Below are 25,014 nucleotides of genomic sequence, written 5' to 3' on the forward strand. Positions count from 1 at the left end.
CAGCGTAACCGGTCGAATCGTCGGGGAGATTTCTGCTAGAGTCCCGACCCGGAGTACGAATCCCCTCGATGAACAAGCCTGTCCTTCCTCCCGGTGGTCCCGACGATGGCGACCGCATCCTCGACGAGCCGCTGACGGAAGCCCTGTCGCGGCGCTATCTGGCCTATGCGCTGTCGACCATCGGCTCGCGGGCGCTGCCCGACGTGCGCGATGGCCTCAAGCCCGTGCACCGTCGCGTGCTGTACGCGATGAGCAACATGCGCCTCAATCCCGACGCCGCGGCGCGCAAGTGCGCCAAGGTGGTCGGCGAGGTGATGGGTAACTTCCACCCCCACGGCGACCAGTCGATCTACGACGCCCTGGTCCGCCTGGCCCAGGAGTTCAGCCAGCGCATTCCACTGGTCGAAGGACAGGGCAACTTCGGCAATATCGACGGCGATAGCGCCGCGGCCATGCGCTACACCGAGTGCAAGATGACGGAAGCGGCGACGCTTCTGCTGGACGGCATCGACGAGGACGCGGTCGACTTCAAGCCGACCTATGACGGCCAGGACGAGGAACCTTACGTTCTGCCGTCGGGCTTCCCGAACCTGCTGGCCAACGGCTCGTCGGGCATCGCGGTCGGCATGGCCACCTCGATCCCGCCGCACAACGCCGCCGAGCTGATCGACGCCTGCCACCTGCTGCTGGCCAATCCCGACGCGACGACGGAAGACATTCTGGAGAAGGTCCCCGGACCGGACTTCCCGACCGGCGGCGTCATCGTCGAGCCGCGCGCCTCCCTGCTGGAGACCTACGAGACCGGTCGTGGCGGCGTGCGCATCCGCGCCAAGTGGGAGAAGGAAGACACCGGTCGCGGCACGTACCAGATCGTCGTCACCGAGATCCCGTACCAGGTGAAGAAGTCGGATCTGGTCGAGCAACTGGCCGACCTGATCGACAGCAAGAAGGCCGCCCTGCTGGGCGACGTCCGCGACGAGAGCGCCGAGGACATCCGTCTCGTTCTCGAGCCCAAGTCCAAGAACGTCGAGCCCGAAGTGCTGATGGAGAGCCTGTTCAAGCTCTCGGCGCTGGAGGCCCGCTTCCCGGTCAATATCAACGTGTTGGACGCACGCGGCACGCCGGGCGTGATGGGCATCAAGCAGGCCCTGATGGCCTTCCTAGCCCACCGCCGCGAGGTGCTGACCCGCCGGGCCCGTCACCGCCTGGCCAAGATCGAAGCCCGCCTGCACATCCTGGACGGGCTGCTGATCGCCTACCTCAATCTCGACGAGGTCATTCGGATCGTCCGCTACGAGGACAAGCCGAAGGAAAAGCTGATCGAGACCTTCGGGCTCTCGGACATCCAGGCCGACGCCATCCTCAACACCCGCCTGCGCCAACTGGCCAAGCTGGAAGAGATGGAGATCCGCCGCGAGCACGCCGAACTGGTCGAGGAGCGCGACGGCATTCTCGCCATGCTGGCCAGCGACGCCAAGCAGTGGAAGCTGGTCGGTAAGGGCCTGTCGGATGTCCGCGCCACCCTGCTGAAGATCAAGCACCCGCTGGACAAGGCCGGCCGTGCGACGGGCGTCATCGGCCGCTCGATCTTCGCTGATGCGCCGGTCGTCGACGCCGACGCCGCCATCGAGGCGCTGATCGTCCGGGAACCGATCACCATCATCCTGTCTGAGCGTGGCTGGATCCGCGCCGCCAAGGGCAAGGTCGAGGATCCGTCCGAACTGAAGTTCAAAGACGGCGACAAGCTGGGTTTCCTGGTCCCGGCCGAGACCACCGACAAGCTGCTGATCTTCTCCAGCGACGGCCGCTTCTTCACCCTGGGCTGCGACAAGCTGCCCAGCGCGCGGGGTCATGGCGAGCCGGTGCGGATGATGATCGAGCTGGACGACAAGGTGAAGATCATCGACGTCTTCCCGTTCAAGGCTGGCCGCAAGCGTATTCTGGCCTCGAAGCAAGGCTACGGCTTCCTGATGCCCGAGGAAGAAGCGCTCGCGAACCGCAAGGCCGGCAAGCAGGTCCTGAATGTCGACGCCGCTGGCGCGGCCTTCTGCCTGGAGGCCGTGGGCGACCAGTTCGCTGTGATCGGCGACAACGCCAAGATCCTGATCTTCCCGATCGAGGAGCTGCCGGAAATGCCGCGCGGCAAGGGCGTCAAGCTGCAGTCCTACCGCGAGGGCGGCCTGCGCGACGGCCTGTCGTTCAACGCCGAGACCGGGGCCTATTGGATCGACACCGCCGGACGCCGTCGCGACTGGGCGGAGTGGAAGGAATGGGTCGGCCGCCGGGCCGGGGCTGGGAAACTGGCGCCCAAGGGCTTCGCGACCAACAAGCGGTTCAAGCCGAAATGAGCGTGATCCAGTGAGTGGGGGACGGCTGCGTCGCCGCGCGCTGAGCTTGATGGCCGGCGTCTTCGGCTGCGCGGCCGTCGCCGCGACTCCGGCCCTGGCCCTGCCCAAGGGCAAGCCGGAGGAGCAGGGCTTCAGCGCCGAACGGCTCAGGAAGCTGGACGACCACATGCAGGCGATGGTCGACCGCGGCCAGATCGCCGGCGGCGTGACCCTGCTGGCCCGTCACGGCCGCATCGTCCACGCCAAGGCCTTCGGCCGAAAGGCCCTGGGCGGCGAGCCGATGCCGCTCAACGCCATCTTCCGCATCCGCTCGGAGACCAAGCCGGTCACCGGCGTGGCGATGATGATCCTGTACGAGCAGGGCCTGTGGAAGCTGGACGATCCGATCAGCAAGTTCGTCCCGGAATTCGCCAATCTCCGGATTGTCACGGGCGTCGACGCGGCCGGCCAGCCCATCCTGACGCCGGTCACCCGCGCCCCAACCATGCGCGAGCTGATGACCCATACGGCCGGCTTCGCCTATGGCATCGCCGACGATCCCAACAGTCCGGCCGACCAGGCCTACTATCGCGCCGGCGTGCTGCAGTCGGGATCGCTGAACGAGCTGGTCCAGAAGGTCTCGGGCCTGCCGATGTTCTCCGAGCCGGGGCAACTGTGGCGCTACAGCGTGGCGGCCGACATCCAGGGCTACATCGTTGAGAAGTTGTCGGGCGAGAGCCTGCCCGTCTTCATGGAAGAGCACATCTTCGCGCCATTGGGGATGAAGGACACCGCCTTCTATGTGCCGGCTCAGAAGCAGCCGCGCCTGGCCGCGCTCTATGACGGCGATCCGGCGACAGGCGCCCTGGTCCCGGCCATGGAAGGGGCCTGGCGTGATGTCAGCAAGCCGCCCGCCGCGCCGCTGGGCGGGGGCGGCCTCGTCTCGACGGCCGGCGACTTCGCGCGCTTCGCCCAGATGATCCTGAACAAGGGCGCGCTGGATGGCGTGCGGATTCTCAAGCCCGAGACCGTGGCCCTGATGACCCAGAACCACCTGCCGTCGGGCTTCGTGGTCACGACCAACGGCACGACGGGCGTTCTGAACCCGGGGCCGAAGCCGTTCCCGTTCGCGGCTGGCATGGGCTACGGCCTCGACATGGCGGTGGCCGTCGATCCCGCCGCCTCGGGCGCGCCGGTGGGGCCTGGGACGGTCAGCTGGGGCGGCAGCGCCGGTACCTGGTTCTGGATCGACCCGGTCAACGACCTGTTCTTCGTCGGCATGATCCAGCGTCTAGGCGGGGTTGGGCCGGGCCTGGACGCCCAGTCGCGGGCCCTGGTCTATCAAGCGATCGAGCGGCCGCCGCTCGTCGCCGCGCCAACCGGCCAGCCGCCGGCCAAGGCGCCGCTCAAGACGACCGCCGCGCGCTAGGTCCGAAAAGAAAACTCCCCCCGCCGTCCGGCGAGGGGAGCTCGATCACGACCTGGGGGGCTGATTTCCTAGGCCGCGAACAGGATGTCGGCGACCTGGCTGGTCTTGCCGACGCTCAGGCCGGTGACGCCGGCCAGCTTGATCAGGCCGTCGCCGGCGTCCAGCCCGGCCACGCCGTTCTGGTGGAAGACATAGGTGTCGCCGTGCCACTCGAAGACCGTGTTGTTGTTGGCGGCGGTCAGGCCGGCATAGGCGGTCAGGGCGTCGTCGAAGGTGGCCGTGGCGACGAAGGCGATCTGGCGCTTCTCGCCGACCCCGAGCACGCCGGCGAAGGTCAAGGCGTCGAAGCCTTTCTGGAAGTCGTCGATCACGGGGATGTTTGTGGCCTTGCCGTTGGCCAGATGCAGGCCGGCGAAGGCGCCGATGTCGATGTTGTCGTGACCCGCGCCCGTTGTGATGCGGCCATCGAACTGTTCGACGAAGATCGAGTCGTTTCCCGTTCCGGTGTCGATCTGGCCGCGCATCGGGCCGTTGTCGACGAAGATGGTGTCGTTGCCGCCGCCGGTGCGGATGTAGCGCCCGGCGTCAAGGCCGCCCTGGTTGGCGATCAAGGGCCTGAGAACGTCGTTTCCCTCGGTGGCCAGGACATGCGTGTCGTCGGCCGCGCCTTGCTGGCGGACGTCGACGTTCCAATCGTGGGCGAAGCGCGCGGTCTCGCCCGGCAGGCCCGGATCGCTGCCGCCGCCCGACGCGTAGTCGCCGCCCGGGCCGTAGAGCGAGATAAACGCGGGTGTGGGCGTGGCCTTGCCGTCGATCGCGACATCGGCGAGGTAGGCGCGCATGGCCTCGACATAGGGGCCCTTGTTCTCCTGCACCGCCACGGCCATCAGCCAGCCGACCATGGCCGCGCGCGTACCGATACCGAACGAGCCGTCTCCGCCGATCGCCTCGAAATAGGCGAAGCGGCCGTAGGTTCCGCCGAGGCCGTTCGGCACGGGCTCGGCGAACAGGGCCAGCACCTCATCCAGGCTCTTCTCGACGCCGAACAGTTTGAAATAGGTCCTCTGGAAGGTGTTGATCGGCGAACCGTTCTCACCGTAGGCGGCGATGAAGGCGTCGCGCCCTTCGCCGTTCTTGATCAGGTTCACCGCGAAATTGATGTAGCGGTTGGTCGTGTCGAAACTGGCGTAGTAGGCGCTGTTCAGATTGTTAGGATTGGGGCCGCTGGCCGAGACGAGATAGTCGAGCCCAGCCGTGCCGAGGCTGAGGTTGGCCAGGAAGCCATAGGACATCACCGCCACTTCGGTCGTGGCCTTGGCGCTGTCCTGGATCCAGCGCACGGCGGAGGCATAGCTCCAGAGGTCGCCGACCATGCCGGCTCTCTCGGCGTCGATGCCCTGCGCCATCAGCGTCAGTTGGGTCGAAGCAGAAAGGGGGAGTTCCACCTGTGCCGGCACGCGGTGGATGTTGCGATAGATGGTGATCAGGTTGTCCAGGGTGGCCATGGCCAGCGCCGCCTATATGAATAATTCGTAATCCCTCGTGCAGTAAAAAATATACATGAACCCGGTTCGGGCAACCCTGTTCTTCATGAAATAACCTTAACCTTGGGCGTGACGGATCGCTCGTCATCCGGACGTTGAAAAAGCGGGTTTCAACGGCGATGCGCCCGCTCTAAGGTCGGGTCAAACATCTGTTCGGGAGGGCGACTTGGCGTTTCGGAAGTTCATCGCGGCCGCGCTGGCCGCGACGCTGCTCTGCGGCGGCTCGACCGCGGCCCTGGCCGCGTCCAATAAGCCCGCCATCATCGCTGCGGCGCCGGAAAGCGTCGGCTTCTCGGCCGAGGGGCTGAAGAAACTGGACGCCCACATGCAGAGCCTGGTCGACACCGGCCACCTGCCGGGCGTCACCACCATGCTGGTCCGGCACGGCAAGATCGTGAACTACGAGGTTCATGGCAAGAAGGGCTTCGACGGCCCGCCTATGACCAAGGACACGATCTTCCGCATCTATTCCCAGACCAAGCCGGTCACGGGCGTGGCCATGATGATCCTCTACGAAGAGGGCAAGTGGAAGCTGGACGACCCGGTCAGCAAGTACATCCCCGAGTTCGCCAGCTTGCGCGTCTTCAAGGGCGTCAATGCCGACGGCTCGTTCGACACCGTGCCGGCCGACCGGCCGCCGACCCTGCGCGAGATCATGAGCCACTCGGGCGGCTTCGCCTACGGCCTGGTCCCCGACAACCCCATCGACAAGGCCTATGTCTCGACCGGCGTGCTTGGCGCCAAGTCCAGCCAGGAGTTTGTCCAGAAAGTCGCCGCCCTGCCGCTGGTCGCTCAGCCGGGGACACGCTGGAAGTACAGCGTTTCGGTCGATATCCAGGGCCTGCTGATCGAAAAGCTTTCGGGCATGTCGCTGGGCGACTTCATGCAGAAGCGGATCTTCACACCGCTGAACATGACCGACACCGGCTTCTGGCTGCCGGCCCAGAAGATGGACCGCCTGGCTTCCCTTTATCTGTGGGGGCCGAAGCAGCAGAAGCTGATCCCCGCCGAAGGCTTCATGGTCCTGGACATCACCAAGCCGCCGGCGTTGCCCTCGGGCGGCGGCGGCCTGGTCTCGACCAATGCCGACTACGCGCGCTTCGCCCAGATGCTGCTGAACGGCGGCGAGCTGGAAGGCCACCGGATCCTGAAGCCCGAGACCGTGAAGCTGATGCGGACCAACGTGCTCAGCGATGCGATCATGAATTCCAACGATCCGCCGTTCAACACCGCTGCGGGCAAGGGCTTCGGTCTGGATTTCGCGGTGGTGCTGGATAGCGCCAAGGCCAGACCGTACGGGCAGGGGACCTTCAGCTGGGGCGGCGCGGCCGGCACCTGGTTCTGGATCGACCCGACCAACGACCTGTTCTTCCTGGGCATGATCCACATCCTCAATAAGGGCGGCGATCCGGCCATCAAGGACATCGACGACGACAGCGCCAAGCTGGTCTACGGCGCTCTGATCGACGCCAAGAAATAGCGCTCTTTCAAGAGCCAAGAACAAAAACAGGGAGTAACGCCATGAAGGCCGCCGTCTATTATGAGACCGGGGCGCCGGACGTCCTTCGCTACGAGGACGTCGCCGACCCCGTCTGCCATGCCCAGGGCGTGGTCATCCGCGTCGAGGCGGTCAGCATCGAGGGCGGGGACACCCTCAATCGCGGCGGCGGCCAGATGGCGGGAAGCCCGCACATCGTCGGCTACCAGGCCGCCGGCGAGATTGTCGAGGTCGGGGCCGAGGTCACCCACCTGAAGGTCGGGACGAGGGTCGTCACCGTGAACGCGTTCGGTTCGCACGCCGAGCTGCGCGCTGTTCCAGCCCGCAACGCCTGGCCGATCCCCGATGGCTTCGACATCCACAAGGCCTCGGCCATTCCGGTGCCGTTCGGCACGGCCCACGAGTGCCTGTTCGGCGCGGGCCACCTGAAAGCCGGCGAGACGGTGCTGGTGCAGGCCGGGGCGGGGGCCGTAGGCCTGGCCGCCATCCAACTGGCCAAGCAGGCGGGCGCCACGGTGCTGGCCTCGGCCTCCAGCGACGAGCGACTGGAGCGCCTGAAGGCGTTCGGCATGGATCACGGGATCAACTATGGCCGCGACGACCTGGTCGAGCAGGTGATGAAGCTGACCGGCGGCAAGGGCGTCGATCTGGTCGTCGATCCGGTCGGCGGCGCCACCTTGCAAAGCAGCCTCGGCGCCCTGGGCTATCGCGGCCGGATCTCGCTGGTCGGCAATGCCGGGCGCGAGCCGATGAAGGTGGACGTGTCTTCGCTGATGGGCGGAAACCGCTCGCTGACCGGCGTCTTCCTGGGCGCCGAGATCATGACCGACCGAGTCCACGACATGATCCAGGAAATGATCGACCGGGCCGCCAAGGGTGAGCTGGAGGTCGTGATCGACAAGACCTTCCCGCTGTCCGAAGCCGCCGCCGCCCATGCCTATATCGAAAGCCGCCAGGCTGTCGGGCGGGTGCTGCTGATCCCATGACCAACCGTGTCCTGGCCCACACGGGCGCGAAATACCCGATCATCCAGGCTCCGATGGGCTGGATCGCTCGCTATCCGCTGGCCTCGGCGGTCTCAAGAGCCGGCGGGCTCGGGATTATCGAGACGTCCTCCGGTGAGACCGAGGCTTGCAAGGCCGAGATCACCAAGATGGCGGCCAGCGGACTGCCGTTCGGGGTGAACTTGCCGATCATGTTCCTGCGCGACGACGCAATGCTGCGTTTCGTCTGCGAAAGCGGGGTCAAGTTCGTCACGACGTCGGCCGGCAGCCCGGCCAAGTTCGTCGGACCGCTGAAGGACGCTGGCATCGTCGTCTATCACGCCGTGCCCACCGTCGACGCGGCGGTCAAGTGCGTCGAGGCCGGCGTTGACGGCCTGGTGGTCGAGGGCGCTGAAGGCGGCGGCTTCAAGAACCCGGAAGAGGTCTCGACCCTCGTCCTGCTGCAGGCGATCCGCGCGCGGGTCGACGTGCCCATCGTCGCCGCCGGCGGCATCTGCGACGGGCGCGGCATGGCGGCGGCGTTCGCTCTGGGCGCCGAAGCGGTCCAGATGGGCACCCGCTTCGTCAGTTCGGCCGAAACCCCGGTCCACGCCAACTACAAGGCCGCGATCACTGGCGCGAAAGAGACCGGAACCTGGGTGCTGAACAAGAAGGCCAGCCCCTGCATCCGGGCCATCAAGTCCGAGCTGACCAAGGAAATCCACGACGCCGGGATCATGCCGCCTGACGTGCTGAAGAACATCCTCGGCGTCTATTTCGGCGGCGACATGGAGGCCGCTCCGGCGCTTGCGGGGCAGACCGTCGGCCTGATCGACGAGGTCAAGACCGCCCAGCAGATCATCGACGAGACCGTCGCCCAGTTCCACGACATCACCGGACGCCTCGGCGTCCTGGCCGCCGCGCGCGGCTTCTAGGAGTATCGACATGCAAGACCTGTTCTCCCTCGAGGGCCGCGTGGCCCTGGTCACCGGCGGTTCGCGCGGCATCGGCGCGATGATCGCCAAGGGCTTCCTCGTGTACGGCGCCAAGCGGGTCTACATCACCGCCCGCAAGGCCGCCGCCTGTGACGCCGCCGCCGAAGAGCTCTCCCAGTACGGCGAGTGCGTCTCGCTGCCGGGCGACATCTCGACCATGGAAGGCATCGAGGGTCTGGCCAAGCGGATCGCCGAGCGCGAGGACAAGCTGGACATCCTGGTCAACAACGCCGGCGCCGCCTGGGGCGCGGCCTTCGACGAGTTCCCCGAGGCCGGCTGGGACAAGACCGTCGACCTCAACATGAAGACGCCGTTCTTCTTGACCCAGGCCCTGATCGGCCCGCTGCGCGCGGCCGCACAGGATCGCGTCGCCAAGGTCATCAACATCTGCTCGATCGACGGCCAGTCGGTGACCAAGGACGAGACCTATCCCTACGGCGCCTCCAAGGCTGGCCTGCTGCACATGACCAAGCGCATGGCCTTGCGCCTGGCGGCCGACAACATCGCCGTCAGCGCCATCGCGCCCGGCGCCTTCGCCTCGGACATGAACAAGGTCGCCCGCGACCACGCCGACGCGGTGTCGAAGGCCATCCCGGCCGGCCGTATCGGTTCGGAAGAAGACATGGCCGGCGCGGCCATCTACCTGGCCTCGCGGGCCGGCGACTATGTGATGGGCGGTGCGGTCACCGTGGACGGCGGCGTCAGCTTCGCGCGCTGATCCTGGAAGCTAGCCGAGGTCTTCGATCTCGGCTGGCTCCGCATCGCTCAGCGGCAGGTCGCACGGATCCTTGGAGCCGTCGCGCATGCTGGGCGGACGAGCGCCGCGCTCGCGGGACGACATCAGCGACCAGCCGCCGGGCTTGAGGATCTCCAGAGGCGAGAAGCGCGCCTTGTAGGCCATCTTCTCGCTGCCCGGGACCCAGTAGCCCAGATAGACATAGGGCAGGCCGCTCTGCTGGGCCTGGACGATGTGGTCCAGGATGACGAACGAGCCCAGGCTGCGACGGTCCAGGTCGGGATTGTAGAAGCTGTAGACTAGCGAAAGGCCGTCGGCGAGCACGTCCACCAGCACACAGGCGATCAAATCGCCCGGCCCGCGGTCCTCCGACTTGCGGCGATATTCGATCAGGTGGGTGCGGACCGCGGTATCCTCGACCATGGCCACGTAGTCGGGCCACGTCATCTCGGCCATGCCGCCGTCGGCGTGACGGGCAAGGAGGTAGCGGCGCAGCAGTTCGAACTGCTCCAGCGTGGCTTCGGCTTCGACCAGGTGACGCTTGAGGTCGTCGTTGCGGTTCAGAACCTTGCGTTCCGAGCGCGACAGCACGTAGTCGGCGGCCGGCGCGCGCGCCGACTGGCAGGCGCGGCAGGTCTCGCAGGCGGGCCGGTAGGCGATGTTCTGCGAGCGACGGAAGCCGACCTGGGTCAGGCTGTCATTGACTGTCGGGCCGTCGGACAAGGGGAGGTGAGCGAACACCTTCCGCTCCTCGCGGCCGGGCAGGTACGGGCAAGGCGTGGGCGCCGTCAGAAAGAACCGAAGCTGTCGCGTCGGAAAATGCTGCGTCACTTTTTTGGCCCCGTCCCCTTCAGCATGTCTGCCGCCCTCAACGGATTAGGGGGCATAGCGTTCAGTTGCGCAAGCTTCACGAAGCGCTCGCGCGGCGAACGGTCACAGGTTGTCCGGAAGGACCGGCTTCTCGCGCAGCAGAATGATCGAGATGCGGCGGTTGCCCGCCAGGGTCGGGTCGTCGGCGTAGAGGGGTTCGGAATTGGCCTTGCCCGACACCTGGTAGATCCGGTCGTCATCGACCCCGGCGCCGCGCAGCACCACGCGCGAGGCGTCGGCGCGCTCGGCCGAGAGGGCCCAGTCGCCGTCCTGCTTCTTGCCATAGGCGTTGGCGCTGGTGTGGCCCGAGATGGTCACGCGGTTGGGCAACTGGTTGATGACCTTGGCCACGGCCCGCAGCAGGATCCTGGCGCGGTCGTTCGGTTCGCGGGAGTTCTCCTTGAACATGGTCCGCCCTTCCTGGTCGACCAGCTGAATGCGCAGGCCTTCCGGGGTTTGGTCGATCATGATCTGCTTCGACAGCTCGGCCAGTTCGGGCATGTCCTGCAGAGACTGACGCAGGGACTGGGCGGCCGAGGCGAAGGCGTCCTGCTCCTTCTTGGCCAGGGCGTCGCGCAAGGCCTGCTCGCTGGCGGAGTCGAGGCTGGCGGTGTTGGTGCTCTGACCGTCCTTGGTGACGCTGTCGGGCGCTTCGGGCGCCATCTGCTGGATGACCGACATCTTGCCGTCGGCCTTGGCGCCGTCGTCGCCCAGCGAGGTGCCGCCCAGGATGCCGCCCGACCCGCTGGTCGTGGACGAGATCGAGGCCGGCGCGAAATAGTCGGCGATGCCCTGCTTCTGCTCGGGGCTGGTCGTGTTCAGCAGCCACATCAGCAGGAAGAAGGCCATCATGGCCGTCACGAAGTCGGCATAGGCGACCTTCCAGGCGCCGCCGTGGTGTCCGTGACCGCCGCCCTTCTTGATCTTCTTGATGATGATCGGCTGTTCGCTGTTGACCGCCATCGTGCTTAAGCCTGCTTAACCATGCGCCGCAACGTGCCCAAAGGACGTTAAGATGGGGTTGCCGAACTCGCCGTCTGGCGCGTAATCCCGACCTCTCTAGAGGGAGCAGCGGCATGAAGACGGCGTTTATCGGCCTGGGCGTGATGGGCTTTCCGATGGCGGGCCACCTGAAGGCCGCTGGCCACGAGGTGAACGTCTACAACCGCACCGCCGAGAAAGCCCGTCGCTGGGCTGAAAAGCACGGCGGAACAGTTTTCGAGAGCATTTCCGAGGCCGTGGCCGGCGCCGAGATCGTGCTGCTCTGCGTCGGCAATGACGACGACCTCCGCGACGTCTTGGCGCAGGCCCTTCCAGCGCTGGAAAAGGGCGTAACGGTCGTTGACCACACGACCACCTCGGCCAAGGTCGCCCGTGAGATGGCCGAGCTGCTGGCCGCGAATGGCTGCGCCTTCGTCGATGCTCCGGTCTCGGGCGGTCAGGCCGGGGCCGAGAACGGTCAGCTGACCATCATGGTCGGCGCCGACCAGGCGTCTTATGACCGTGTGCTGCCGGTGATCGAGGTCTACGCCAAGGCCGTCCGTCGGATGGGCGAGGTCGGGTCCGGCCAACTGACCAAGATGTGCAACCAGATCGCCATCGCCGGCGTCGTCCAGGGCGTGGCCGAGGCGCTGCACTTCGCCAAGCGCTCGGGCCTGCCGACCGACGACGTGCTGGCGGCGATCTCCAAGGGCGCGGCGCAGTCGTGGCAGATGGAGAACCGCTGGCCGACCATGTCCGAGGGCAAGTTCGACTTCGGCTTCGCGGTCGACTGGATGCGCAAGGACCTCGGCATCGCCCTGGACGAGGCCCGTTCGAACGGCGCCCAGCTGCCGGCCACGGCCCTGATCGACCAGTTCTACGCCGAGGTGCAGGCCATGGGCGGCAACCGCTGGGATACGTCCAGCCTCGTGGCGCGGCTAGAGAAGTAGGTCGGCGAGTTCGGCCGCGCTCCAGTCCGGATCACGCGGTGCGACGACGATGGGCGTCTGGCGCTCGAAGGTCCTCAGCATCTCTACGGTCTGGTCGAGGTTCGGCGCGTCGAGGCTTTCGCTGACCACGATCCCAACCACCTTGAGCCCCCGCGCCCGCAGCACCTCCAGCGCGGTCAGCAGGTGGCTGGCCGTGCCGAGATAGCTGCCGGCGACCAGCAGGACCGGCAGGGCGAGCGTGGCCATCAGGTCGAGATTGGTGGCGTCGTCGGTCATCGGCGACATGACCCCGCCAGCGCCTTCCACGAGGGCGAAGTCGGTGTCGCGGCCGTCCAGCCACGTCCGGCAATCGGCGATCAGGTCCGCCATGGCCAGGGTGTGGCCCTCCAGTCGCGCCGCCAGGTTCGGAGCCAGCGGCGCGCGGTAGCGGCGTGGCGAGATTTCCGCCCAGGCGTTCGGGCGTCCCATGGCGGCGGCGAGGCGGGCCGGGTCGCTGGTTTCGGGCGCTTCGGGATCGAAGCCGCTGACGACGGGCTTGAAGGCGTCGACACAGAGACCCCGCGCCTGAGCGGCGCGGAGCAGGGCGCAGGCGACATGGGTCTTGCCGAGGTCGGTTCCCGTTCCGGCGACGAAGAGAGCTTTCATCGCAGCGCCGCCACAGCGTTGGCCAGGCGGATCACGTCGGCGTCGCCGTGCTGGGCGCTGAAGGCCAGGCGCAGGCGGGCCGTGCCCTCGGGCACCGTCGGCGGGCGGATAGCGACGACCAGGAAGCCCTGAGCCTCCAGCGCGGCCGAGGCGGCGAGGGCGGCCTCGGCGCCGCCCATGATCACCGGCACGATCGGGCTCTGGGCGTCGGGCAGGCCGAGATGGCGGGTGAACAGACGCGCCTTGGCCAGCGGCGCCTCGGTCAGTTCGGGCTCGGATTCTATGATGTCCAGCGCCGCCAGGGCCGCGGCGGCCGAGGCTGGCGGCAGGCCGGTGGCGTAGACCAGGGTGCGGGCGCGGGTCTTCAGCAGGTCGATCACCGCCTGCGAGCCGCAGACATAGCCGCCGTACGACCCGAGCGCCTTGGACAGGGTGCCCATCTGCAAGGGGATGTCGGCATCCGGGAACAGGGCCGCCGAGCCCCGGCCTTGCGCCAGCACCCCGACTCCGTGGGCGTCGTCGCTGAGCAGCCAGGCGTCATGCTCGGCGCAGAGCGCGGACAGCCGATCGAGCGGCGCGATGTCGCCGTCCATCGAGAACACGCCGTCGGTGGCCACCAGGGCGCGGCGGGCCAGCGGGCGCTCGGCTTTCAGCAGGCGCGCCAGGTCCTCGACGTCGTTGTGGGCGAACTTGACGATCCTGGCGCCGGACAGCTGCGCGCCGCTCCAGATGCAGGCGTGGGCCAGGGCGTCGACGAAGACCGCGTCGCCGGGACCAACCAGGGTCGGGATCGTGCCTGTATTGGCCAGATAGCCCGAGCCGAAGACGCAGGCGGCCTCCGTTCCCTTCAGGCGGGCCAGGCGCTTTTCCAGATCACTCAGCAGCGGATGATCGCCGGTCACCAGGCGTGAGGCCGCCGCGCCGGCGCCGTAGTTCAGCGCCGCTTCGGCCGCCGCCGCGCGAACGAGGTGATGGTGGGACAGGCCCAGATAGTCGTTGCACGAGAACGAGATCAGCCGCTTGCCATCGCGCTCGACCACGGCGCCGTCGTGGCGGCGGGTGGGCTTGAGGCGGCGGCGCAGGCTCTTGGCGTCCAGGGCGGCCAGCTTCTCGCCGGCGAAGGCGTCGAGGCTCTGCATGTCGTTTCCCTTTGCCGTGGCTGGTGGGCGGGAATAGGCAAGGCGCCCCGAGTCCGCAAACGGAAAGCGCCGTCATGTCCGATCCAGCCTGGCTGACCGCTGGCGCGCCGCACGTCTGGCGTCCGTATTGCCAGATGAAGACCGCGCGTCCGCCGCTGCCGGTGGTGGCCACGCGGGGCTCGCGGCTGGTGCTGGCCGATGGGCGCGAGCTGGTCGACGGCCTGGCGTCCTGGTGGACGGCCTGCCACGGCTACAACCATCCGCACATCGCCGACGCCTTGCGGGCGCAGATCGAGGCCATGCCGCACGTGATGTTCGGAGGCCTGGCGCATGAGCCGGCCTATCGCCTGGCGGCGCGGTTGGCCGGGCTGCTGCCGGGCGACCTGAACCACGTGTTCTTCGCCGAGAGCGGCTCGGTCTCGGTCGAGATCGCCATGAAGATGGCGCTGCAATTCCAGATCAATCGGGGCGTTCGAGGTCGCACCAAGTTCCTGGCCTTCCGAGGCGGCTATCACGGCGACACCCTGGCGACGATGACGGTCTGCGACCCGGAGGAGGGGATGCACAGCCTGTTCGCCGGCGTCATGCCCGAACAGGTGATCGCCGACCTGCCGCGCGACGCTGCGAGCGAGGCGGCGCTCGACGCGTTGCTGACCGAGCGCGGCCACGAGATCGGGGCGATCCTGGTCGAGCCGTTGGTCCAGGGCGCTGGCGGCATGCTGCTGCATTCGCCAGACGTGCTGCGGACTCTGCGCCGCCTGGCCGACAAGCACGGCGTGCTGCTGATCTTCGACGAGATCTTCACGGGCTTCGGTCGCACGGGAACCCTATTCGCCATGCAGGCGGCGGGGATCGAGCCGGACATCGTCACCCTGTCCAAGGCCCTGACCGGCGGGACCCTGCCGCTGTCGGCGGCGGTTGCCTCGCGCAAGGTGTTCGAGGCCTTCTGGTCCGACGATCCGGGCGCGGCCCTGATGCACGGACCGACCTACATGGCCAATCCGCTGGCCTGCGCGGCGGCCAACGCCTCGCTGGACCTGTTCGAGGATGGAACCTGGGCGGTGGACGTCGCGCGGGTCTCGGCCGTGCTCTCCGAAGGGCTGGCGCCATGCCGGGCCGGCAGGGGCGTCGTCGATGTCCGAACACTCGGCGCGATCAGCGTCGTCGAATTCGATGCCCCTGTGGCTGTCAGCGACCTCTGCGCGCGTTTCGCCGAGTTGGGCGTGTGGATACGACCGATGGGCAAGGTCGTCTATCTGACCCCGGCCTTCACGACACCGGACGCGGACCTTGATCTGCTGACGGCCGCCGTCCGGAACGTGGTTGGCGTCCCCTGAAGCTTCATTGACCCGAGGGGCTCGGGATGGTCCAAGCCCCGTCATGTCGTCCAAGTCATCCCCTCTGACGGTCGTGGAGTATCTCGCCATCCTGGCGATCATCCTGACCTGGGGGATCAACAACGCCGCCGCCAAGGTGGCGACGCATTACCTGCCGCCGATGCTGATGGGCGGCCTGCGGTTTGGCGCGGCGCTGGTTTTCCTGTTCCCGTTCGTCAAGCCACCGTTTCCCGAGCCCAGGAAGCTGCTGACCATCGTGCTGATGACAGGGCCGATCCATTTCGGCGTGATCTATGTCGCCTTCAGCATGGCCGACGCTCTGAGCCCGCTGGTCGTGGCCAGCCAGCTATGGATCCCGTTCACGGCCATCTTCGCCTGGCGGATGCTGGGCGAGACGATGCGCGCGCCGGCGGTGGTCGGGCTGATGGTCGCCTTCGTCGGCGTGGCCTGGATGAGCCTGGATCCGCACGGGGCGGGTGACCTGCCGGCGATCCTGCTGATCGTCTTCTCCAGCGCTTGCTGGGCCGTGGCCACGGTCCTGGTGCGCAAGACGCCTGGGATCAAGCCGCTGAAGCTGCAGGGCATGACGGCGATGGTCGCCGCACCGGCGCTGCTTATCCTCTCGGCCCTGTTCGAGACCGGCCAAGTCGAGCGAATGAAGGCCGCCCCGCCGATCGCCTGGCTGTGCGTGCTGTTCGCCGGGGTGGTCTCGACCATCGGAGCCAGCGCGCTGCTGTTCTGGCTGGTCCAGCGCCGCGAGGCCGGGCGGGTGACGCCCTACTTCCTGCTGACGCCGCTGGTCTCGTGCACGATCGGCGTGCTCTTCCTGGGCGACAAGCTGACGACCCAGCTGCTGATCGGCGGCGGCGCGACCATGGTCGGCGTCGCTTTGGTGGCCCTGACCGAGAAGCGCGCTAAGGCCACCGAGGCCCTGGTCGAAAGCGCTAACCCTTAGGCGGCGGGCATTCGGCGGCGGGCTCGCGCTTCAGCAGCGCCGAGGTCGCTGCGATCTCGCTCTGACCACCGTCATCGGCATAGACGCCCGTGAGCAGCTTGCCGCTGACGCCAAGCGCCTCGCCAGGGTGAGTCTTGATCAGGAAGAGGCCGTCGAGGTCGTCCAGATGCTCGACGTCCACGAAACCGGCGCCGACCGTCGCATAGCCTTTGATCGCCGCGCCCGATCCCTCGACGATCCAGCCGGGCGGTTTGTTGCAGACGGAGGCGATCTCTGCGCCCGTCAGCTGAAGTTCGAAGGACTGGAGGTTCTGGTCGCCGCTCGTCGGCCTCCAGGCCAGCGAGACGAGCTCTGTCGATGGCGAGGGCGTGGCGGCGACCGCTTTTTCCGGCGGCTTGGCGTCCTTGGACGTCTTGGAGTCGTGGCAGGCGGCCGTCGCGGCCAGCAAAACGGCGAGAAGCGACAGCCGCCAGATACGCATGGGATCTCCCGCCACGAATAGAACCGTGGCGGAAGCCTAGAGCCTTACTTGAACACGCCGCAAGCCGCGCGCGCGCCGGCGCCGCCGATCGGCTGGCTCTTGTGGTCGTCTGGGTTGGCGTGGACGACGATCGACGAGCCGTCGGCGTCCAACAGGGCGGGGCGGCCGCCGGCTCCCTTCAGCGACACCAGGGTGGAATAGGCCTCGGCCGTGGCCGAGCCGTCGGCGTTGGCGAAGACGTTCGGCAGGTCGCCGCTGTCGTTGGCGTCCGGGTTCAGCAGGCCGTGGATCGTGGTGGCGGACGTGTGGACGTGGGCGCCGGCCGACTTGAAGTCCGGCGCGCCGCAGTCGCCCTTTTCGTGGAAGTGCACCGCGTGCCAGCCCGGCGTCAGGCCCTTCAATTCCAGCTTGAGCAGCACGCCGTGCGGCGCCTCGGTCAGCGTGACCACGCCGGCGTCCTCGCCGTCACCGGTCTTCACCACGGCGGTCGCGGCGGTCTGGGCCCAAGCGGCGCCGACGCCGGACGAAGCGGCGATCATGGCGGCGAGGGCGAGCGTGGTCGCAGCGGGGAAGCGGATCATGCGTTTTTCCTTCGAATTCAAGCCAACAGAGGGGATGCAGCGGCCGGAAAGGTGGCGCCTTCCCCAACCCAATGCTAACTGTTTTCAACGGTTCCGTGTCCGATTCTGACGGCGATAAATCCCCTTGAGCGACGACCAAAAAACTCTCCCCCCTGATGCTTCGGGCGGGGACGTAGCGCCCATCAACATCGAGGACGAACTGCGTCGTTCGTATCTCGACTATGCAATGAGCGTGATTGTCAGCCGCGCCCTGCCGGACGCGCGCGACGGTCTGAAACCGGTGCACCGCCGCGTGCTGTTCTCGATGCACGAGCAGGGCCAGACGCCGGAACGTCCGTACGTCAAGTCGGCCCGCGTGGTCGGTGACGTGATGGGTAAATATCACCCGCACGGCGACGCCTCGATCTATTTCACTCTGGTCCGCATGACCCAGTCGTTCTCGATGGGCCTGGTGCTGATCGACGGCCAGGGCAACTTCGGTTCGGTCGACGGCGATATGCCGGCCGCCATGCGCTATACGGAATGCCGCATGGCCCCGCCGGCCATGTCGCTGCTGGCCGACCTGGACAAGGACACGGTCGACTTCGCCGACAACTACGACGGCAAGGAACAGGAACCGACCGTCCTGCCGGCGCGGATCCCGAACCTGCTGGTCAATGGCGCGGGCGGCATCGCCGTCGGCATGGCCACCAACATCCCGCCGCACAACCTCGGCGAAATCATCGACGCCTGCCTGCTGCTGATCGACGAGCCCGACGTCACCACCGACCAGCTGCTGGACCTGGTGCCGGGCCCCGACTTCCCGACCGGCGGCGAGATCATCGGTCGCGCGGGTCCGCGCCAGGCGCTGCTGACGGGCCGTGGCTCGGTCATCATGCGCGGCGTGGCCAGCGTCGAAGAGATCCGTGCGGGCCGAGAAGCCATCATCGTCACCGAAATTCCGTATCAGGTGAACAAGGCCAATCTGGTCGAACACATCGCCGAGCTGGTCCGCGAGAAGCGCCTGGAAGGCATCTCCGACATCCGCGACGAGTCGAACCGCGACGGCATGCGCATCGTCATCGAGCTGAAGCGCGACGCTTCGGGCGAGGTGATCCTGAACCAGCTGTACCGCTTCACGGCGCTGCAGAGCTCGTTCGGCGTCAACATGCTGGCGCTGAACCGCGGTCGCCCGGAACAGATGGGCCTGCACAAGCTGCTGCAGCTGTTCGTCACCTTCCGCGAGGAAGTCGTCGTCCGCCGGACGAAGTTCGAACTGGGCAAGGCCCGCGATCGCGGCCACGTGCTGGTCGGCCTGACCATCGCCGTCGCCAATATCGACGAGTTCATTCACATCATCCGTTCGTCCAAGGACCCGACCGAGGCGCGCGAACGCCTGGTGGCCAAGGCCTGGCCAGCCGGCGACATGCTGCCGCTGGTCGAGCTGATCGCCGATCCGCGCACGCTCAAGGAAGAGGGCGACCTGATCCGCCTGACCGACGAGCAGGCCCGCGCCATCCTGGCCCTGACGCTGTCGCGCCTGACCGGCCTGGGCCGCGAGGAAATCGGCAACGAAGCCACGGCCCTGGCCGACGCCATCCGCGGCTATCTCGACCTGCTGTCCGACCGCGCCAACATCATGGCCGTGGTCCGCGAGGAACTGGTCGAGGTCCGCGAGCGGTTCGCCATCCCGCGCCGCAGCCAGCTGGTCGACGGCGACGCCGACATGGAAGACGAGGACCTGATCGTCCGTGAGGACATGGTCATCACCGTCACCATGAGCGGCTACGTAAAGCGCACGCCGCTGGCCAACTACCGCACCCAGCACCGGGGCGGTAAAGGCAAGTCGGGCATGGCCACCAAGACCGAGGACGCCGTCACCCGCGTGTTCTCGGCCTCGACCCACGCGCCGTTGCTGTTCTTCACCTCGGGCGGCAAGGTCTACAAGATGAAGGTGTGGCGCCTGCCGCAAGGCGCCGCCAACTCGCGCGGCAAGGCGTTCGTCAACCTGCTGCCGATCGAGCCGGGCGAGACGATCACCTCGATCCTGACCCTGCCGGAGGACGAAGCCACCTGGGGCGGCCTGGACGTGATGTTCGCCACCCGCTCGGGCAGCGTCCGGCGCAACAAGCTCAGCGACTTCGTGGACGTCCGCCGCAACGGCAAGATCGCCATGAAGCTGGACGAAGGCGACGGCATTGTCGGCGTCTCGGTCTGCAACAGCGACCAGGACGTGCTGCTGACCACGGCGGCCGGCCGCTGCATCCGCTTCTCGGTCGACGAGGTGCGCGTGTTCGCCAGCCGCGATTCGACCGGCGTGCGCGGTGTGAAGCTGGCGGGCGACGACACCGTCATCTCGATGGCCGTCCTGCGCAGCGTCGACGCCACCCCGGCCGAACGCGCCGCCTATCTCAAGCACCAGCGCGCCATGCTGCGCGCCGCCGGCGAAGAGGGCGATGATGCCCCCGTCACGGCGGAAGAGGGCGAAGAGGACGGCGACGAAACCACCCTGACGCCAGAACGCATCGCCGAACTGGGCGCGGCCGAGGAAATCCTGCTGACCGTGTCGTCGGAAGGCTTCGGCAAGCGCACCAGCGCCTATGACTTCCGCCGCACGGGTCGTGGCGGCCAGGGCTTGGCCGCTCAGGATCTCAGCAAGCGTGGCGGCCGTCTGGTGGGCTCGTTCCCGATCGACGACAGCGACCAGATCCTGCTGGTGACCGACCAGGGGCAGCTCATCCGAGTGCCCGTCTCGCAAATTCGTGTTGCGGCGCGGAATACTCAGGGCGTAACCATCTTCCGCACCGCGCAGGACGAGCATGTCGTCAGCGTCGAGCGCCTCGCCGATTCCGGCGGAGACGACAACCAGGGCGAGGACAGCGGGGCGGACGAGACCCCGTAAACCCTCGAACCCTTAGACGAAGGGGGCTGCATGCGGGTTGGGCTTTATCCGGGGACCTTCGATCCGGTCACCAATGGTCACCTCGACATCATCGGTCGGGCCGTGAAACTGGTCGATAAGCTGGTGATCGGGGTAGCGGTGAACATCGGCAAGGGGCCGCTGTTCTCGCTGGATGAACGGGTCGCCATCCTGGAAAAGGAAACGGCGCACCTGACCAAGATCGCTCAGATCGAGGTCCGCCCGTTCGAGAGCCTGCTGATGCACTTCGCCCGCGAGGTGGAGGCCCAGATGATCGTGCGCGGCCTGCGGGCCGTGGCCGACTTCGAATACGAATTCCAGATGACGGCGATGAACCAGCAGCTGGATCGCGAGATCGAGACCGTCTTCCTGATGGCCGACCCGCGCCACCAGGCGATCGCCTCGCGCCTGGTCAAGGAGATCGCGGCCCTGGGCGGCGACATCACCAAGTTCGTGCCGGCCGGCGTGGCCGAGCAACTCCTGGCCAAGGTCGGCAGGGCCTGATCGACGAATTGACCGGGCGGTGTCGGAACGCCGCCCGGTCGTTCGTTCCTCGGGACAGGCACAGCCCGGAGGCCGCCTCTTGAGCCCTACCATCACCGCCTTCAAGGAATCTCCCGATCGCGGCCGAGGTCTGGCGCGCGACATGGCAGTCCGCTGGGCGCTGGAGGAAGTGGGCCAGTCCTACGACGTCCGCCTGGTCACTTTCCCGGAGATGAAGGCGCCCGCTCACCTGGCTGTGCAGCCGTTCGGTCAGATCCCGACCTATGAGGACGGCGACCTGGTCATGTTCGAGTCCGGCGCCATCGTCTTCCACATCGCCGAGCGTCATCCTGGCCTGCTGCCGGATCACCCAAACGCCAGGGCGCGGGCTCTAACCTGGATCTTCGCCGCCGTCAGCACCGTGCAACCGCCGATCGTCGAGTTCGGCATGGCCGCCATGCTGGAGCGCGACAAGCCCTGGTTCGAGGCGCGCCAGCCCTTGCTGGAACAGGCTGTCCGCACGCGTCTGGACCAGCTCGCCCATCGTCTCGGCGAGGCCGATTGGCTGGACGGTGACTTCAGCGCCGGAGACCTGATGATGGTAGTGGTGCTGCGCCGGCTGGGCGCATCCGGGATGCTGAACGACTATCCGAGCCTTTTGGCCTACGTCGCGCGGGCCGAGGCCCGTCCCGCCTTTCAACGCGCCTTCGACGACCAGTTAGCGGTCTACAGGGCGGTGTCGGAAGCGTAGCCGCCGCCCCGTTCCGGCCGGAATCGTGCGGTTGAACGGTCGCCGCACTTGTCGGGGCGGCCTTGGCGTTCTACGCCGACCCCCGACTATTCTGTTCGGGGATTTCGATGAAGCTCGCCATGACCGCCGCCGCCCTGGCGCTTGTCGCTACGACGGCCTCTGTTTCGGCGGCCGCGGCCCAGACGAGTGACTGGCGCACGCCTGATCCGAACAACGTCATCGTCGTCGAGACCAACAAGGGCCGGATCATCGCCGAACTCGATCCGGTCGCCGCGCCGAACCATATCCAGCGCGTTCGGGGCCTGGTGAAGAGCGGCTTCTATGACGGACTGACCTTCTTCCGCGTGATCAGCGACTTCATGGCCCAGACGGGCGATCCCAAGAACACCGGCGAGGGCGGTTCGGACCAGCCCAACCTGACGGCCGAGTTCACCTTCCGTCGTGGCATGGACCTGCCGCTGGGCGCGGGCTCCAAGGTCGGCAGCGCCGAACTCGGCTGGATCGGCGCGCTGCCGGTGTCGAGCCAGAACTCGGCCCTGGCCGTGATGACCGCCGATCGCAAGGTGGCCAGCTGGGGCAACTTCTGCTCGGGCGTCCTGGGCATGGCCCGCGCCGGCGATCCTGACAGCGCCAACAGCCAGTTCTTCTTCATGCGCCAGCCCAACGCCTCGCTGGACAAGACCTACACCGCCTTCGGCCGCGTGCTGTCGGGTCTGGACGTCGTGCGCAACATCAAGACCGGTGAACCCGTGCCGAATCCGCAGGACAAGATGATCAGCGTGAAGATGCTGGCCGACCTGCCGGCCGACAAGCGTCCCTCGGTCCAGGTGATGGACACCCGTTCGGCCGCCTTCAAGGCGCTGGTGACCAAGCGCCAGGCCGAGATGGGCCCCAGCTTCACCAATTGCGACGTCGACGTCCCCGTGCAAATTAAGTGACATGATCTTCTCGCGCACGCTCCTGGCTGGGATCTGCCTGGCGACGATGACCGGTTCGGCCCAGGCGGCGACGCTATCGGCCCCGGCCAAGCCCAGCGAGTCTGATTTGCGCACGCCGGCTCCGGACACGGTGATGGTGATCGACACCAACAAGGGGCGCGTGCTGGTCGAACTTGTTCCGGATGTCGCGCCCAACCACGTGGCGCGCCTGCAAGAACTGACCCGCGCGGGCGTCTATGACGGCCGCACCTTCTTCAGGGTCATCGACAGGTTCATGGCCCAGACGGGCGATCCGACCAATACGGGCGAGGGCGGCAGCGACAAGCCGAACCTCAAGGCCGAGTTCACCTTCCGCCGCAGCGCCGAGACGCCGTTCGTGGCCATGGCCGCGCCGGCCGGCCTGGAGGTCGGCTACCTGAAGTCGCTGCCCGTCGTCAGCCAGGCCTGGACCTGGAGCGACATGACCGCCGACAAGAAGGTCGCGGCCTGGGGAACCTACTGCCCAGGCGTGATCGGCATGGCTCGCGACGAGGACAACAACTCGGCCAACAGCCAGTTCTTCCTGATGCGCCAGCCGTATCCGTCGCTGGACAAGCGCTACACCGCTTTCGGTCGCGTGATCAGCGGCCTGGACGCGGTGCGCGCCATCAAGACCGGCGAGCCGGTTCCCGCTCCGCAGGACCAGATGCAGAAGGTTCGTCTGCTGTCGGATATCCCTGAGAGCGAGCGTCCGAAGGTGCGGGTGATCGACCCCAAGGGCGCCTGGTTCGCCGCCGAGACCAAGCGTCTTCGCGCGCTGAAAGGCGCGGATTTCTCGGTGTGCGATATCGATCTTCCGGCCGAGGTTCGCTGAGACCTTACCGGTTTCCGGCTTCAACTTGGTTCACATCGGGGCGTGAACCGCGCTAGAAGCGCGTTCACAACACTTGTCATCCAAGGGAAGACCATGTCGGCCGATCTCGAAAACACCCTGATCCTGACCCTCGAGAGCGGTCCGGTCACGATCAAGCTTCGTCCCGACCTAGCGCCGGGCCACGTCGAGCGGATCAAGGAACTGGTGCGCGAAGGTTTCTATGACGGCGTCGTCTTCCACCGCGTGATCCCGGGCTTCATGGCCCAGGGCGGCGATCCTTCCGGCACCGGCCGCGGCGGTTCGGACAAGCCGGACATCAAGGCCGAGTTCAGCGACGAGCCGCACGTGCGCGGCGTCTGCTCGATGGCCCGCACGCCGGATCCGAACTCGGCCAACAGCCAGTTCTTCATCGTGTTCGACGACGCCACCTTCTTGGACAAGCAGTACACCGTCTGGGGTCAAGTGGTTGAAGGCATGGAACATGTCGACGCCCTGCCGAAGGGCGAACCGCCCCGCGCCCCGGGCAAGATCGTCAGCGCCAAGATCGCCGCCGACGCCTAAGGCTCTCGGTCTCAAAGCTGAAGGAACGGCCTCGGACCTCGTCCGGGGCCGTTTCTAGTTTGGGTTGCGGCGCAGGGTGATAACGACCGGCCGGTGGTCCGAGCCCACGGCGGGGCCGCGCTCGACGTTCACCGCGTACCACTCGCTGCCGGCATAGACATGGTCGATCGGCAGGAACGGGGCGGGGGCGACCATGACCCGCGAGAACTTGCTGGCCGGCCACGAAGGCATGGCGCGGGTCCAGCGACGCAGGCCCAGGGCCTTGTCCTGGCGCCTCAGGGTGAAGGACCAAGGCGTCGAGTTGAAGTCGCCCGTAACGATCGTGCTCTTCCTGTCGAACCCGCTGGCGAACTTGACCAGCTTTCGGCTTTGCGCCTGCTGCAGGCCGGGCGGCACAGGCCAGGTGTAGTGAACGCCCATGATGGTGAAGGGGCCCTTGGCGTCGGCCAGGGTCGCCCACGCGCCGGAGAGGTAAGGCCGATCGAGAGGCATGCCGCCGCGCGCGATCATCTTCTTGCGTGAGAAGATCCAGGTCTCACACTTGGCGGCCTTGTCGCAGGAAGAGAACGGATAGGCGGTCCTCAGAGCCCTGATGGCCGACCAAGCGTCACCGCCGCCTTCCTCAAGGATCACCACGTCGGCGTCCTGAGCCAGGATCCAACCGAGGCTTTTCTCCGGCGTCCGGTTTTCGTGCCAGATGTTGAACTGCACGATCTTGAGGTCGCTGGCCGCCGGCGTCGACGGCTTGAAGCGCCACGAAGCCCACAGTTCGGGAAGCATCAGCACCGAGCAGGCCAGCAGCGTGGCGACGCCCAGTCCGACCATCACCCAGCGCTCGCCGCCACGCGCGAAGACGCCGCCCAGCACGACCGCGCCGATCCCCATCGCCAGCCACAGCGGCGCGGCGTGGGTGAAGGCGTCCAACTTGTCGCTGAAGGCGCCGCCCAGGCAAACGGCCGCCATGCCGAGACCCACTAGGCCCAGCATTAAGGCCGTGCCGCGGACAAGAAGGCTTGAGAGCTGAACGATCAGACGCATGGATCGCCCATAGCACGGCTCCGCTGCCGATGCTTCGCTC

23 protein-coding genes are annotated in these 25,014 nt (G+C 67.0%); 15 read left to right on the plus strand and 8 right to left on the minus strand.

Going from position 1 to position 25,014, the window contains the following annotated elements:
* Positions 1 to 68 precede the first annotated feature (68 nt).
* The gene (parC, locus tag CSW62_RS09230; RefSeq protein ID WP_099577078.1) at positions 69 to 2,348 is read left to right on the plus strand and encodes a DNA topoisomerase IV subunit A; all 2,280 of its coding nucleotides are present in this window, start codon (positions 69 to 71) and stop codon (positions 2,346 to 2,348) included.
* A 49-nt stretch (positions 2,349 to 2,397) separates the two neighbouring features.
* Entirely contained in the window at positions 2,398 to 3,756 is a 1,359-nt protein-coding gene (locus CSW62_RS09235; protein ID WP_369827445.1) for a serine hydrolase domain-containing protein, read from the plus strand.
* 68 nt (positions 3,757 to 3,824) lie between these two features.
* Here CSW62_RS09235 and CSW62_RS26570 read toward each other — a convergent pair whose 3' ends face one another.
* The gene (locus CSW62_RS26570) at positions 3,825 to 5,261 is read right to left on the minus strand and encodes a hypothetical protein (RefSeq protein ID WP_199170553.1); all 1,437 of its coding nucleotides are present in this window, start codon (positions 5,259 to 5,261) and stop codon (positions 3,825 to 3,827) included.
* A 205-nt stretch (positions 5,262 to 5,466) separates the two neighbouring features.
* Between CSW62_RS26570 and CSW62_RS09245 the strand changes: the two genes are divergently transcribed.
* From CSW62_RS09245 to CSW62_RS09260, 4 genes are read left to right on the plus strand one after another with little or no spacing between them, the layout of a single operon-like run.
* The gene (locus CSW62_RS09245; RefSeq protein ID WP_099577082.1) at positions 5,467 to 6,780 is read left to right on the plus strand and encodes a serine hydrolase; all 1,314 of its coding nucleotides are present in this window, start codon (positions 5,467 to 5,469) and stop codon (positions 6,778 to 6,780) included.
* A 41-nt stretch (positions 6,781 to 6,821) separates the two neighbouring features.
* Positions 6,822 to 7,784 (plus strand): zinc-binding alcohol dehydrogenase family protein, encoded by a 963-nt coding sequence (locus CSW62_RS09250; RefSeq protein WP_099577084.1) that lies wholly within the window; start codon positions 6,822 to 6,824, stop codon positions 7,782 to 7,784.
* Positions 7,781 to 8,716, plus strand: a complete 936-nt coding sequence (locus CSW62_RS09255) for a nitronate monooxygenase family protein (protein WP_099577086.1) — start codon at positions 7,781 to 7,783, stop codon at positions 8,714 to 8,716. The genes CSW62_RS09250 and CSW62_RS09255 overlap by 4 nt, the downstream gene beginning before the upstream one ends.
* Before the next feature lie 10 nt (positions 8,717 to 8,726).
* A complete protein-coding gene (locus tag CSW62_RS09260; RefSeq protein WP_099577088.1) occupies positions 8,727 to 9,494 on the plus strand; it encodes an SDR family NAD(P)-dependent oxidoreductase in 768 nt (255 codons plus the stop codon).
* Between the two features lie 9 nt (positions 9,495 to 9,503).
* Here the strand turns inward: CSW62_RS09260 and CSW62_RS09265 are convergent, their stop codons facing one another.
* Positions 9,504 to 10,343: an arginyltransferase gene (locus CSW62_RS09265; protein WP_099577090.1), complete on the minus strand. Its 840-nt coding sequence runs from the start codon at positions 10,341 to 10,343 to the stop codon at positions 9,504 to 9,506.
* A 102-nt stretch (positions 10,344 to 10,445) separates the two neighbouring features.
* Positions 10,446 to 11,345, minus strand: coding sequence for a flagellar motor protein MotB (locus CSW62_RS09270; protein WP_099577092.1), 900 nt, complete (start codon positions 11,343 to 11,345; stop codon positions 10,446 to 10,448).
* Positions 11,346 to 11,356: 11 nt separating this feature from the next.
* On the opposite strand from CSW62_RS09270, the gene CSW62_RS09275 reads away from it, so the two are divergent.
* Positions 11,357 to 12,313, plus strand: a complete 957-nt coding sequence (locus CSW62_RS09275; RefSeq protein WP_255408391.1) for an NAD(P)-dependent oxidoreductase — start codon at positions 11,357 to 11,359, stop codon at positions 12,311 to 12,313.
* Here CSW62_RS09275 and bioD read toward each other — a convergent pair.
* Complete coding sequence (bioD, locus tag CSW62_RS09280; RefSeq protein WP_099577097.1) at positions 12,302 to 12,958, minus strand: dethiobiotin synthase; 657 nt, start codon at positions 12,956 to 12,958, stop codon at positions 12,302 to 12,304. The two genes, CSW62_RS09275 and bioD, sit on opposite strands and share 12 nt — an antisense overlap.
* Positions 12,955 to 14,097 carry an 8-amino-7-oxononanoate synthase gene (gene bioF, locus CSW62_RS09285; protein ID WP_099577099.1) on the minus strand — a complete coding sequence of 381 codons (1,143 nt, stop codon included), beginning with the start codon at positions 14,095 to 14,097 and terminating at the stop codon, positions 12,955 to 12,957. Before bioF ends, bioD begins: the two co-directional genes overlap by 4 nt.
* 74 nt (positions 14,098 to 14,171) lie before the next feature.
* Here bioF and CSW62_RS09290 point away from each other — a divergent pair, with 74 nt between their 5' ends.
* Entirely contained in the window at positions 14,172 to 15,434 is a 1,263-nt protein-coding gene (locus CSW62_RS09290) for an adenosylmethionine--8-amino-7-oxononanoate transaminase (RefSeq protein ID WP_099577101.1), read from the plus strand.
* 43 nt (positions 15,435 to 15,477) lie between these two features.
* Positions 15,478 to 16,389 carry a DMT family transporter gene (locus CSW62_RS09295; protein ID WP_099577104.1) on the plus strand — a complete coding sequence of 304 codons (912 nt, stop codon included), beginning with the start codon at positions 15,478 to 15,480 and terminating at the stop codon, positions 16,387 to 16,389.
* On the opposite strand, the gene CSW62_RS09300 is transcribed toward CSW62_RS09295, so the two are convergent.
* Positions 16,379 to 16,870 (minus strand): hypothetical protein, encoded by a 492-nt coding sequence (locus CSW62_RS09300; protein ID WP_099577106.1) that lies wholly within the window; start codon positions 16,868 to 16,870, stop codon positions 16,379 to 16,381. The genes CSW62_RS09295 and CSW62_RS09300 overlap by 11 nt on opposite strands.
* A gap of 44 nt (positions 16,871 to 16,914) precedes the next feature.
* Positions 16,915 to 17,451 (minus strand): superoxide dismutase family protein, encoded by a 537-nt coding sequence (locus CSW62_RS09305; RefSeq protein WP_099577108.1) that lies wholly within the window; start codon positions 17,449 to 17,451, stop codon positions 16,915 to 16,917.
* A gap of 124 nt (positions 17,452 to 17,575) precedes the next feature.
* On the opposite strand from CSW62_RS09305, the gene gyrA reads away from it, so the two are divergent.
* The 6 genes from gyrA (at position 17,576) to CSW62_RS09335 (ending at position 23,936) form a co-directional block, all read left to right on the plus strand.
* Entirely contained in the window at positions 17,576 to 20,332 is a 2,757-nt protein-coding gene (gene gyrA, locus CSW62_RS09310) for a DNA gyrase subunit A (protein ID WP_099577110.1), read from the plus strand.
* A 30-nt stretch (positions 20,333 to 20,362) separates the two neighbouring features.
* Positions 20,363 to 20,854: a pantetheine-phosphate adenylyltransferase gene (gene coaD, locus CSW62_RS09315; protein ID WP_099577112.1), complete on the plus strand. Its 492-nt coding sequence runs from the start codon at positions 20,363 to 20,365 to the stop codon at positions 20,852 to 20,854.
* Positions 20,855 to 20,933: 79 nt separating this feature from the next.
* Positions 20,934 to 21,584, plus strand: coding sequence for a glutathione S-transferase family protein (locus CSW62_RS09320; protein WP_099577115.1), 651 nt, complete (start codon positions 20,934 to 20,936; stop codon positions 21,582 to 21,584).
* Between the two features lie 107 nt (positions 21,585 to 21,691).
* A complete protein-coding gene (locus tag CSW62_RS09325; protein ID WP_099577117.1) occupies positions 21,692 to 22,522 on the plus strand; it encodes a peptidylprolyl isomerase in 831 nt (276 codons plus the stop codon).
* 1 nt (position 22,523) lies between these two features.
* Positions 22,524 to 23,375, plus strand: coding sequence for a peptidylprolyl isomerase (locus tag CSW62_RS09330; protein ID WP_099577119.1), 852 nt, complete (start codon positions 22,524 to 22,526; stop codon positions 23,373 to 23,375).
* Positions 23,376 to 23,468: 93 nt separating this feature from the next.
* Positions 23,469 to 23,936, plus strand: a complete 468-nt coding sequence (locus CSW62_RS09335; RefSeq protein ID WP_099577121.1) for a peptidylprolyl isomerase — start codon at positions 23,469 to 23,471, stop codon at positions 23,934 to 23,936.
* Between the two features lie 54 nt (positions 23,937 to 23,990).
* On the opposite strand, the gene CSW62_RS09340 is transcribed toward CSW62_RS09335, so the two are convergent.
* Complete coding sequence (locus tag CSW62_RS09340) at positions 23,991 to 24,974, minus strand: endonuclease/exonuclease/phosphatase family protein (RefSeq protein WP_099577124.1); 984 nt, start codon at positions 24,972 to 24,974, stop codon at positions 23,991 to 23,993.
* Positions 24,975 to 25,014: the final 40 nt, after the last annotated feature.

The organism is Caulobacter sp. FWC2 (assembly GCF_002742625.1).
Classification (GTDB): Bacteria; Pseudomonadota; Alphaproteobacteria; order Caulobacterales; family Caulobacteraceae; genus Caulobacter.